12 protein-coding genes are annotated in these 11,476 nt (G+C 65.0%); 9 read left to right on the plus strand and 3 right to left on the minus strand.

What is annotated here, in order from left to right; genetic code table 11:
• Positions 1-25 precede the first annotated feature (25 nt).
• A complete protein-coding gene (locus KYC_RS11145) occupies positions 26-2,302 on the minus strand; it encodes a RelA/SpoT family protein (RefSeq protein WP_008162048.1) in 2,277 nt (758 codons plus the stop codon).
• Positions 2,303-2,409: 107 nt separating this feature from the next.
• On the opposite strand from KYC_RS11145, the gene KYC_RS11150 reads away from it, so the two are divergent.
• Together KYC_RS11150 and KYC_RS11155 are read left to right on the plus strand one after the other, a co-directional pair.
• Positions 2,410-3,243 (plus strand): M90 family metallopeptidase, encoded by an 834-nt coding sequence (locus KYC_RS11150; protein WP_008162049.1) that lies wholly within the window; start codon positions 2,410-2,412, stop codon positions 3,241-3,243.
• On the plus strand, positions 3,240-3,749 hold the full coding sequence (locus KYC_RS11155; protein WP_008162051.1) for a flavodoxin family protein: 510 nt from the start codon (positions 3,240-3,242) through the stop codon (positions 3,747-3,749). The genes KYC_RS11150 and KYC_RS11155 overlap by 4 nt, the downstream gene beginning before the upstream one ends.
• Before the next feature lie 93 nt (positions 3,750-3,842).
• Here the strand turns inward: KYC_RS11155 and KYC_RS11160 are convergent, their stop codons facing one another.
• Both KYC_RS11160 and pncB read right to left on the minus strand, forming a co-directional pair.
• Positions 3,843-4,193, minus strand: coding sequence for a RidA family protein (locus KYC_RS11160; RefSeq protein WP_008162053.1), 351 nt, complete (start codon positions 4,191-4,193; stop codon positions 3,843-3,845).
• 66 nt (positions 4,194-4,259) lie between these two features.
• The gene (gene pncB, locus KYC_RS11165; RefSeq protein ID WP_008162057.1) at positions 4,260-5,435 is read right to left on the minus strand and encodes a nicotinate phosphoribosyltransferase; all 1,176 of its coding nucleotides are present in this window, start codon (positions 5,433-5,435) and stop codon (positions 4,260-4,262) included.
• 156 nt (positions 5,436-5,591) lie between these two features.
• On the opposite strand from pncB, the gene fdxA reads away from it, so the two are divergent.
• The 7 genes from fdxA to KYC_RS11200 all read left to right on the plus strand — a co-directional run bounded on the left by fdxA (position 5,592) and on the right by KYC_RS11200 (position 11,423).
• Complete coding sequence (fdxA, locus tag KYC_RS11170) at positions 5,592-5,915, plus strand: ferredoxin FdxA (protein ID WP_006218015.1); 324 nt, start codon at positions 5,592-5,594, stop codon at positions 5,913-5,915.
• Between the two features lie 49 nt (positions 5,916-5,964).
• Complete coding sequence (locus tag KYC_RS11175) at positions 5,965-6,765, plus strand: ferredoxin--NADP reductase (protein ID WP_008162058.1); 801 nt, start codon at positions 5,965-5,967, stop codon at positions 6,763-6,765.
• A 211-nt stretch (positions 6,766-6,976) separates the two neighbouring features.
• On the plus strand, positions 6,977-8,203 hold the full coding sequence (locus tag KYC_RS11180) for a polyhydroxyalkanoate depolymerase (RefSeq protein WP_008162059.1): 1,227 nt from the start codon (positions 6,977-6,979) through the stop codon (positions 8,201-8,203).
• A 109-nt stretch (positions 8,204-8,312) separates the two neighbouring features.
• Positions 8,313-8,957 carry an electron transport complex subunit RsxB gene (rsxB, locus tag KYC_RS11185; RefSeq protein WP_008162060.1) on the plus strand — a complete coding sequence of 215 codons (645 nt, stop codon included), beginning with the start codon at positions 8,313-8,315 and terminating at the stop codon, positions 8,955-8,957.
• Positions 8,954-9,589, plus strand: a complete 636-nt coding sequence (gene nth, locus KYC_RS11190; RefSeq protein WP_008162062.1) for an endonuclease III — start codon at positions 8,954-8,956, stop codon at positions 9,587-9,589. Before rsxB ends, nth begins: the two co-directional genes overlap by 4 nt.
• A 353-nt stretch (positions 9,590-9,942) precedes the next feature.
• Positions 9,943-10,716 carry an ABC transporter ATP-binding protein gene (locus tag KYC_RS11195; protein ID WP_008162064.1) on the plus strand — a complete coding sequence of 258 codons (774 nt, stop codon included), beginning with the start codon at positions 9,943-9,945 and terminating at the stop codon, positions 10,714-10,716.
• Positions 10,713-11,423 carry an ABC transporter ATP-binding protein gene (locus tag KYC_RS11200; RefSeq protein ID WP_008162066.1) on the plus strand — a complete coding sequence of 237 codons (711 nt, stop codon included), beginning with the start codon at positions 10,713-10,715 and terminating at the stop codon, positions 11,421-11,423. The genes KYC_RS11195 and KYC_RS11200 overlap by 4 nt, the downstream gene beginning before the upstream one ends.
• The last annotated feature ends 53 nt before the right edge of the window (positions 11,424-11,476 follow it).

Genomic DNA, 11,476 nt, shown 5'->3' on the forward strand with positions numbered 1-11,476 from the left:
CCCCTCCCGTCCTTTCGCCCCCGGCCTAGCGCCGGGTTGCCGAGGACACGCCCGGCACTTCGGCCAGGGCATCCAGCGCACGGGATAGCGACTCCCCGCCGCGCACTTCCACCGTGAACACCATATGGGCCAGCGACTGCTTGCTCTGGGTGTTCACGCCCACCACGTTCAGGCGCAGCCGCGCAAACACTTCGGACAGGTCGCGCAGCAGGCCGGAGCGGTCGTGCGCGCGCACGCTGACGTCCACCGGATAGAAATTGTCGGCGGTTTCGCCCCACGCCACCTCGATGACGCGTTCGGGCTCGCGCGCCGCCAGCGCCAGATAGCTGTGGCAGTCGCTGCGATGGATGGACACGCCGCGCCCCCGCGTGACGAAACCGGAAATCGCGTCGGGCGGCGCCGGGCGGCAGCAGCGCGCCAGTTGCGTAAGCAGCGACCCCACCCCCACCACCAGCACGCCGCTCTTGCCGCTTTTCTCGGCGCTGCCGGCCGTGGCGTGCCGCAGGGCGGCTGGCGTAGGCTCGGCCACGGGCGCCGGCTGCTGGAACAGCGCGTCGATCTGCCGCAGGCTGAATTCTTCCTTCGCCGCGGCGACGTAGAGGTCATCAGCGCGGGCAAAGCCCAGGTTCTGGGCCAGTTGCTCGAGGTTGACCGCGGTCTTGCCCAGCCGCTGCAATTCCTTTTCAACCAGCGCCTGGCCTTGCGTGATGCGCTGCTGCAGTTCGATGGCGTTGAACCACATGCGGACCTTGGCCCGGGCGCGCGGGCTGGCCAGGAACCCCAGTTGCGGGTTGAGCCAGTCGCGCGACGGGCCGCCGGACTTGGCCGAGATGATCTCGACGGTCTGTCCCGTGGACAGGTGCGTCTGCAAGGGCACCATCTGGCCGTCGACGCGGGCGCCCCGGCAGCGGTGGCCCAGATCGGTGTGCAGGTGGTAGGCGAAGTCGACCGGCGTGGCGCCCGCAGGCAGCTCGATCACGCGCGCCTGCGGCGTCAGCACGTAAATGCGCTCGTCGGTGTGCGCGGGCGCCGCCACGGCGCCGCGGCTCTTGCCCGAAGCCTTGACCGGCGCGGCCTTGGCGGTGTCGGGCGCCGCCTCTGCGCCCCCTTCGACATCGCTGTTCCAGGCCAGCAACTGCCGCATCCACGCCAGCTGCCGGTCGTATTCGCTGGACGCCGACACCTGACCGCCCTTGGCTCCGGCTTCCTTGTAGCGCCAGTGCGCAGCCATGCCGTACTCGGCGAACTGATGCATTTCACGCGTGCGGATCTGCACCTCGAATGGGCGGCCGTCATCGTCGGCCACCACCGTGTGCAGGGAACGGTAGCCGTTGGGCTTGGGCCGCGAGATGTAGTCGTCGAACTCGTCCGAGAGCGGCGTCCACATTTCGTGCACCATGCCCAGCGCCGTGTAGCACGCGCGGACGTCGTCGACGATGATGCGCAGCGCCCGCAAGTCGTACATCTGGGAGAAGTCCAGGCGCTTGACGCGCATCTTGTTCCAGATGCTGTAGATGTGCTTGGGCCGGCCGCTGACCTCGGCGTCGATGCCGGTCTTGGCCAGCGCCGACTGCAGGCGCTCGATGGCGCCGGCGATGAAGGCTTCGCGTTCGACCCGCTTTTCTTCCAGCAGGCGGGCGATCTGCTTGTATTTGTCGGGCTCCAGGAAGCGGAAAGACAGGTCTTCCATTTCCCATTTGATCTGCCAGATGCCCAACCGGTTGGCCAGGGGCGCGTACAGGTCCAGGGTCTCGCGGGCAAAATCGGGCGAACACGGCGCCTTGCTTTCCGCGTGCCAGCGCAGGGTGCGCAGCCTGGACGCCAGGCGCATCAGCACGATGCGCAGGTCGGCCGCCATGGCCAGCAGCATCTTGCGCTGCATTTCCTTCTGGGAGCCGCTTTCGGCCGCGGCATCGCTGGCCTGGCGGGCGACGACGCCCAGCCGCAGCAACGCGCGCGCGCCCTGCACCAGGCGGGCGATTTCGGCGCCGAACGCCGTGGCGACGGGGTCGTTGCGCAAGGACGGCGCGGGCGCCATGAAATCGGTGGGCAACGCCGCCAGCAGCGCGGCGGCGCGCGTGGCGGCATCGGTATGCAAGGCCGCCAGAATGCGGACCACGCCCGCGCCATGCCCGGCCAGGGGCTCGCCGGTCAGGGCATTCTGCCCTTCGAAGCGCGGCTCGGACCACGCGACCGCCCGGTCCAGCAGGGCCAGGCCGTCGGCATCCAGGCCCGCCCCGGCTTCCTGCCGCCAGGTAGCGTCGAAAGGCGTAGGCGCATCGGGTACAGGCGGGGCGGACATGACGGGCTTGGAGCAGGTATTTGGTTGAGTATCCCGACACTCTACACTAGGGTTCAGTCACCCTGAACACCCTGCCGCATCCCGGCATATAGAAGGAACCAAAGCTTATGTTGCGCTGGCTCAAGGGCCGGGGCGCCCGCCCCTCCGCGGTGGCCGACATGCAGGCCCGAATCCCGCCGGAACTCTGGCGGCAGGTGCTGGACGCCCACCCATTCCTGGCGGCGCTGACCGCCGACGAAGCCGCCCAGCTGCAGGCGCGCTCCGCCTGGCTGCTGGCCAGCAAGACCATCAACGGCGCGCAGGGCCTGGAGGTCTCGGACTTCATGCGCCTGTCCATCGCGGCGCAGGCCAGCCTGCCCATCCTGAACCTCGCGCCGGAACTGTACGAAGGCTGGGACGAGATCATCGTCTATCCGGCGAGCTTCCGCATTCCGCGTTCGCGCCAGGACGAGGACGGCGTGGTCCATGAATACATCGAGGACGCCGCCGGCGAAGCCTGGGAAGGCGGCCCGCTGGTGCTCTCCTGGGAAGACACCCAGCTTTCCGAAGGCGGCTTCAACGTGGTCATTCACGAATTCGCCCACAAACTGGACCTGCGCTCGGGCTATGCGGACGGCATGCCGTCGCTGGCGGCTCACCCCGAACTGAATCCCCAAGCCTGGCGCCGCGTGCAGGATAACAGCCTGGACCGTTTCATCGCTGCGGTGGATGCGGTAGAGGCCGCCATCCCGCGCGACGTCGATCCCGAAAGCGAGGACGCCGACGCCTGGTACGGCCAATTGCCCATGGATCCCTACGCCGCCACGGACGAGGCGGAGTTCTTCGCGGTCAGTTCGGAACACTTCTTCGTGGACCCTTACCCCATGCAGCAGGCGCTGCCGGAATGGTATGCAATGCTGCGGGCCTACTACCGCCAGGACCCCATGGAGCGCTACGCATGAAGCAGTTGCTCATCGTCTGGCATTCGCGCACCGGTGCGGCGCAGCAGATGGCGCAGGCCGCCGCGCGCGGGGCCGCGGCCGCGGCCAGCGGCCTGGAGCTGGCCGACGCATTGCGGATCGAAATGCGATACGCGCCGGACGCCGACGCCGGCGCGCTGCTGGCCAGCCAGGGCTACCTGTTCTGCGCCCCGGAGAACCTGGCCAGCCTGAGCGGCGAAATGAAGGAATTCTTCGACCGCAACTACTACGCCGTGCTGGACCGCATACAGGGCCTGCCCTACGCCGCGATGATCAGCGCGGGCAGCGACGGCTCGGGCGCGGCGCGGCAGATTGAGCGCATCTGCACGGGCTGGCGCCTGAACGCCGTGGCGCCTGCCCTCATCGTCAACATGGGCGCGCAGACGGCCGAGCAGATCCTGGCGCCCAAGACGGTGACGCAAGCCGACCTGACCCGCTGCGAGGAACTGGGCGGGCTGCTGGCGGGCATGATGCTGATGGGCGCGTGACGCGATGCGGACGGACACTCGCGAAAAAAAAGTCCGGCGTTGCCGGACTTTCTTATGCTCGCTTCAGGCCCCGGAGGGCCGGCGCGGCAGGCCTCAGATGGCGGCCGTGACGACGATCTCGACCTTGTAGTCGGGATTGGCCAGGCGGGCCTCGACGGTGGCACGCGGAGGCGAATTGCCGTCAGCGACCCAGGCGTCCCACGCCTTGTTCATGCCGTCGAATTCCTTCATGTTGGCCACGTAGATCTGAGCCATCAGGATCTTGGTCTTGTCGGTGCCGGCCTCGGCCAGCAGGCGGTCGATCGTGGCGAGCACTTGCTCGGTCTGGCCAGTGATGTCCAGCGTGGCGTCGTCCGGCACCTGGCCGGCCAGATAGGCAACGCCGTTGTAGACGGCCATGTCCGACAGGCGCTTGGCGACGTGGAAGCGCTTGATGCTGCTCATGAATAATCCCCTAGAGTCGTTTGGGTTGGTTGGAACAAGGAATCCGCAATTTACCGCGAGCCGGGCTCAAGCGGGCGGCAATTGGAACACCTGGCGCAGATAGGCCAGGTATGCCGGGTCGTCGCACATGGTTTTTTCAGGCGCATCCGAGACCTTGGCCACCGGCTGCCCGTTGCAACGGACCATCTTCATGACGATCTGCAGCGGTTCGTGGCCCAGGTCGTTGGTGAGGTTCGTGCCGATGCCGAAGGACACCTTGCAGCGGCCGGAAAACTGCCGGGCCAGTTCGATAGCCCGCGGGAAAGTCAGCGAGTCCGAGAACACCAGCGTCTTGGCGCGCGGATCGACGCGGTTCTTGCGGTAGTGCTCAAGCAGACGCTCGCCCCAGATGAAAGGGTCGCCGGAATCATGGCGGGCGCCGTCGAACAGCTTGCAGAAATACATGTCGAAGTCGCGCAGGAAGGCATCCATGCCATAGACGTCGGACAGCGCGATGCCCAGATCGCCGCGATATTCCTTGGCCCAGACTTCCAGCGCGAACACCTGCGAATCGCGCAGGCGCGGCCCCAGCGCCTGGCAGGCCTGCAGGTATTCATGGCCCATCGTGCCCAGCGGCAGCACGTCGTGCTCCTTGGCCAGCAGCACGTTGCTGGTGCCGGCAAAGTGCGGCCCCATCTCGGCCTTCATGGTGGACACGATTTCTTCGTGCCAGACCTTGGAGAAGCGGCGGCGCGTGCCGTACTCGGCCACGCGGAAATCCTCCAGCGCCGGGTCGTCCAGCACCAGGTGCATCTTGGACTGCAGGCGCTTGCGGCCTTCGGCCCAGTCCGGGTGCTTGCGGGTATTGCGGAAATAGACCTCGTTGACGATGGCCAGCACCGGGATCTCGAAGAGGATCGTGTGCAGCCACGGCCCCTTGACCTCGATGCTGATTTCGCCGGGCCCTTCGCCTTCGCCGATGTGGATGCAGCGCTCGGGCATGTGGAAGAGTTCGAGGAAATCCACGAAGTCGCTTTTGATAAAGCGCAAGCCGCCCAAATATTTAAGTTCGTCTTCCGTGAAGCGCAACTGGCAGAGCTGGTGCACTTCCTGGCGGATTTCGTCCAGATAGGGACGCAAATCCACGCCCTTTGTGCGGCATTTGTACCGGTACTCGACCTGGGCAGCGGGAAAATGATGCAGGACCACCTGCATCATGCTGAACTTATACAGGTCGGTGTCGAGCAGCGAAGTAATAATCATGATTGCGCGTTTCGTTTCGCGACACCATAGCATAGAGCAGACGCCCTTCGGCACGTTGGGCCCCTCTGTCAATACGGGTATTGCCGACACATCGTCGCGGCATTGGGTAAAATCCGCCCAACAAGACACAAATGCCGCTGAGCCCGGAGTTCCTGAATGACCCACGTAGTCACCGAAAACTGTATCAAGTGCAAGTACACCGATTGCGTAGACGTGTGCCCGGTGGACTGTTTTCGTGAGGGTCCGAACTTCCTCGTGATCGACCCCGACGAATGCATCGACTGCGCCGTCTGCATCCCGGAATGCCCGGCCAATGCGATCTACGCCGAAGAAGACGTGCCGCAGGACCAGCTGAATTTCATCGCGCTGAACGCCGAACTCTCCCCCGAGTTCGCCAGCATCAGCCGCGCCAAGAAGCCCCTGCCGGACGCCGACGACTGGAACGGCAAGCAGGACAAGCTGCAATACCTGGAAAAATAATCCGCGAGCGCCGGCCGCATTCCTGGCGGCCGCGCCGCGCGGTGCCCCGATGACCGACGACTCCAAATACACGCGCCAGACCATCACCAGCGTCCATACCTGGGTGCCGGACAAGCTGTTCTCCGTGCGCGTGACGCGGGACGACGCCTACTCGTTCCTGCCGGGCCAGTTCGCCCGCGTCGGCCTGCCCGACGCGCAAGACCCCAACGGTCCGCCCACGCTGTGGCGCGCGTACTCCATGGTTTCTGCCCCGCACGAGCCCTGGCTGGAGTTCTATTCCATCGTGGTCCCGGAAGGCCTGTTCAGCCCGCGCATGGCGCGCCTGCGGCCCGGCGACGCCCTCTATGTCGAAAAGGCGCCGTACGGCTTCCTGACGCTCGAGCGCTTCGCGCCGGGCGGCGACCTGTGGCTGCTGGCCTCGGGCACCGGCCTGTCGGCCTACCTTTCCATCCTGCGCGATCCCGCCGTGTGGCGCGCCTATCGCCGCATCATCCTGGTGCACGGCGTACGCACCGCCGCTGAGCTCGCCTATCGGGACGAAATCGAATCCTGGCGCCGCAACCCCGAGCTTTCCGAGCTGTTCGCCGCCGATCCCGGCAAGCTGGTCTACCTGCCGATCGCCACGCGCGAAACGCTGCCCGGCGCGCCCCAAGAACGCATCACCACCCTCATCGCCGATGGCCGCCTGGAGCAATTGGCCGGCTCCCCCCTGGATCCCGAATCCGCCAAGGTCATGCTGTGCGGCAACCCCGCCATGCTGGCCGACGCCCGCAAGCTGCTGGGCGAACGCGGTTTCAAACCCGGCCGGCGGGGCGTCCCGGGCAATCTTGCGGTAGAAAACTACTGGTGATCTGGCACTGTCCGGCTTAGTGCGTAAATCCTCCTTTTGGTATCTCCGCAAGGCATAAAACCCGCCCTAAACTGGTGCCAAATGCATTACGGGTCGCTTTTTAGCAACAAAAACCGGGACTTTGCCGGACATTCTTCAGTCTGATTGGAAATATCGTTACGCCCCGGAGCAATAATCGGGGCACACGCACGACCCAGAAGGACTCCCCGAAATGCTGTACCAATTGCACGAAATGCAGCGCGCCTTCCTGACTCCGTTTGCTGCATTCACGGACGCCGGTTCCCAGCTGTTCTCCAGCCCCTACAGCCCGCTCGCCTACACCCCGATTTCCCGCCAGATGGCCGCCGGATACGAGCTGATGACCCGTATCGGCAAGGAATACCAAAAGCCCGCCTGGAATCTCCCCGCCACCCAGATCGACGGCAAGTCCGCCCGCGTGATCGAGGCCGGGGTGCTGGACAAGCCGTTCTGCCGCCTGGTGCATTTCCAACGCGACGTCCGCCTCGCTGGCAAGAATGACCCGAAGGTGCTGCTGGTCGCTCCGATGTCGGGGCATCACGCCACCCTGCTGCGCGACACCGTGCGCGCCCTGCTGCCTGCTCATGACGTCTACGTCACGGACTGGGTCGACGCCCGCATGGTGCCGCTGTCGGCCGGACCGTTCCACCTGAACGACTACGTCCGCTACGTCCAGGACTTCATCCGCCACCTGGGCCCGGACGTCCACGTCATTTCCGTCTGCCAGCCCACTGTGCCGGTGCTGGCCGCCGTATCCCTGATGGCCACCGCCAACGATCCCTGCCAGCCCCGCAGCATGGTGATGATGGGCGGTCCCATTGATCCGCGCCAGTCGCCCACGCAGGTCAACCGCCTGGCCACGACCAAGCCCTACGCCTGGTTCGAAAACCAGGTCATCCACCCCGTGCCGCCGCGCTATCCGGGAGCGGGCCGCAAGGTCTACCCGGGTTTCCTGCAGCACGCGGGGTTCATGGCCATGAATCCCGACCGCCATATGAAGTCGCATTACGACTTCTACCTGGACCTGCTGCGCGGCGACGACAGCGACGCCGAGGCGCATCGCCGCTTCTACGACGAATACAACGCGGTCCTGGACATGCCGGCCGAGTTCTACCTGGACACGATCCGCATGGTGTTCCAGGATTTCGCGCTGCCCAACGGCACCTGGGAAGTGGACGGCCAACTGGTGCGCCCCGCCGACATCAAGAACGTCGCCCTGTTCACCATCGAAGGCGAACTTGACGATATTTCGGGCCAGGGCCAGACGCGCGCCGCGATCAAGCTGTGCAAGAACATCCCGGCCGAGCGCAAGTCGCACTACACCGCGCCCAACTGCGGCCATTACGGCATTTTTTCGGGCCGGCGATGGCGCGAAATGATCTGTCCTAAAATTGCGGAGTTCATCCGGCAATCGGCATAAGAGCGGCGCCACGCCGTCCGCCAGGCAACGCGGGCAAACACCCGCGCCGCCGGCAGCCTGATCCGTTTCCACGGGGCCCGAGCGGCCCCTTTTCTTTTATTGGCTTTACATGTCCTGTCGCTCACTTGCCGACCGCATCGACGCCTTGCTGCCCCAGACGCAATGCACCAAGTGCGGGTACGACGGCTGCCGGCCCTATGCCGACGCCATCGCCGAAGGCGCCGCCCCGATCAACCGCTGCCCGCCCGGCGGCGACGACGGCATCGCGGCGCTTTCCGAACTGCTCGGCGTGCCGGCCCTGCCGCTGGACCTTGCCCGGGGCGAGCCCGGCCCGCTGCTGGTCGCCCGCATCGACGAATCCCATTGCATCGGCTGTACGCTGTGCATCCAGGCCTGTCCGGTGGATGCCATCGTGGGCGCCAACAAGCACATGCACACCGTGCTGGAAGACTGGTGCACCGGCTGCGACCTCTGCGTGGCTCCCTGTCCCGTGGACTGCATTCAGATGGTGCCTGCGGGACGCGCCTGGAGCGCCCAGGACGCCGCCGTCAGCCGCCAACGGCACCGCAGCCACCTGGCGCGCGCGGAACGCCTGGCGGCCGATAACGCGCGCCTGATGGCGCCCGAGACGCCGGACGTCCCCGCTGCCGCGGCGCCCGCCGCCGACGATGCGCAGAAAGAAGACCGCAAACGCTCGGCCATCGAATCCGCCCTGGCCCGCGCCCGTGCGCGCCGCAACCCCACGCAGCCATGAACGCAGCCAAACGCCGAGAAATCTTCGCCCGCCTGCAGGCGGCCAACCCCCACCCGACGACCGAACTGGAATACGACACGCCATTCCAGTTGCTGATCGCAGTGCTGTTATCGGCGCAGGCCACCGATAAGTCCGTCAACATCGCCACGCGCAAGTTCTTTCCGCAGTACGGCACGCCAGAAGCGCTGCTGGCATTGGGCGAGGAAGGCCTGTCGGACTACATCAAGACCATCGGCCTGTACCGCACCAAGGCGAAGAACACGATCGCCACCTGCAGGATCCTCATCGAACAACATCGCGGCCAGGTGCCGCAGACGCGCGAAGCGCTGGAAGCCCTGCCGGGCGTGGGACGCAAGACCGCGAACGTGGTGCTCAACACCGCGTTCGGCCAACCCACGATGGCCGTCGACACGCACATATTCCGCGTGTCCAACCGCACCGGTATCGCGCCCGGCAAAAACGTGCTGGAAGTCGAGCAGAAACTCGAAAAATTCGTGCCTCGCGAATATATGCAGGACGCCCATCACTGGCTCATCCTGCAAGGCCGCTACGTCTGCGTCGCGCGCAAGCCAAAATGCCCCCAATGCGGCATTTCCGATCTCTGCGAATTCAAACAGAAAACCCCTGCATGATGGATCCGGCCTTGCGCCGGCATCCGCCTGGAGGCGAGCGATAAACCGGGTTTTCCCTCGCCCGCTAATGCATTGCATGTTGATGACGATCAACATTATTTTGCTGCGATGCATTGCCATATTGGAAAGGCTTTCTACCCTTGCAGGCACAGCATTGTCGGCATGCCGACAATTCACCTTTCCGCAGTGCAAAACCTATGACAAACCCTCATGGAATTTTGATTGCGACGTCCGCATACTCGCCGGCAACTCATAAGAAAACTAAGCCCTCGGATAGTTTTCCCGACCCTGCGGGGGCCTGACGCAATGACGCCAGGCGGAGTCCATATAAATACAACGCTGGTGCAGCGGACATGGATGACACAATCCTGGAGACAAAAGGCCTCACCAAGGAATTCCGCGGTTTCGTCGCGGTCAATGGGGTCGACTTGCGTATCAAGCGGGGCGAGATTCATGCCTTGATCGGGCCTAACGGCGCGGGCAAGACCACATGCTTCAACCTGCTGACGAAATTTCTCTCTCCCACTTCGGGCAGCATCAAGTTCAACGGTATCGACATTACCGGCGAGCGGCCCGCGCAGATCGCCCGGCGCGGCATCATCCGTTCATTTCAGATCTCGGCGGTGTTCCCACATCTGACCGTACTCGAGAACGTGCGGATCGGCCTGCAGCGCAAGACGGGGCTGTCGTACCACTTCTGGCAGAGCGACAAGCGACTGGCCGCATTGAACGAACCCGCGCGCGCCCTGCTCGACCAGGTGGACCTGGGCGGCTTCGCCGACGAGACCACGGTCAACCTGCCGTACGGCCGCAAGCGCGCGCTGGAAATCGCCACGACGCTGGCGATGGAGCCCGAGCTCATGCTGCTGGACGAACCCACCCAGGGCATGGGCCACGAAGACGTGGACCGCGTCACGCAATTGATCAAGCGCGTCAGCGCCGGGCGCACCATCCTCATGGTGGAACACAACATGAATGTCGTGTCCTCCATCGCCAACACCATCACCGTGCTGGCGCGCGGTTCGGTGCTGGCTGAAGGATCCTACGCCGAAGTCTCCCGCCATCCGGCCGTGATGCAGGCATACATGGGCACGACCGACGGCGAACTTCAAGGAGCGCACGCATGAGCACCCCCGCACTCGAAATCTCGGGCCTGCACGCCTGGTACGGGGAATCGCATATCCTGCACGGCGTGGACATGCGCGTGGGACAAGGCGAAGTCGTCACGCTGCTGGGGCGCAATGGCGCCGGCCGCACCACCACGCTGCGCGCGATTCTTGGCCTGACCGGATCGCGCAAGGGCTCGGTGCGCATACACGGCACCGAGGCCATCGACCTGCCCACCTACAAGATCGCCCACCTGGGCGTCGGCTATTGCCCCGAAGAGCGCGGCATCTTCGCAAGCCTGTCTTGCGAAGAGAACCTGCTGCTTCCGCCCGTCGTGGGCTCGCTGGGCGGCGGCATGTCGCTCGCCGAGATCTACGACATGTTCCCCAACCTGCAAGAGCGCCGGAATTCCCCGGGCACGCGCTTGTCAGGCGGCGAACAGCAAATGCTCGCGGTGGCGCGCATCCTGCGCACCGGCGCGAACCTGCTGCTGCTGGACGAAATCTCCGAAGGCCTTGCGCCCGTCATCGTCCAGGCACTGGCGCGCATGATTACCGCGCTCAAACAACGCGGCTACACCATCGTCATGGTGGAGCAGAACTTCCGATTCGCCGCGCCGCTGGCCGACCGCTTCTATGTCATGGAGCACGGGCAGATCGTCGAGCATTTCGAAGCCGCCGAACTTTCAGAAAAACAGGACACGCTCAACGAACTGCTGGGCGTCTAAAACAACCTGTCATCCGCCGGAACCCCGGCAACACCACACCGTAGGGAAGAGGA

The organism is Achromobacter arsenitoxydans SY8 (assembly GCF_000236785.1).
GTDB lineage: Bacteria > Pseudomonadota > Gammaproteobacteria > Burkholderiales > Burkholderiaceae_B > Achromobacter > Achromobacter arsenitoxydans.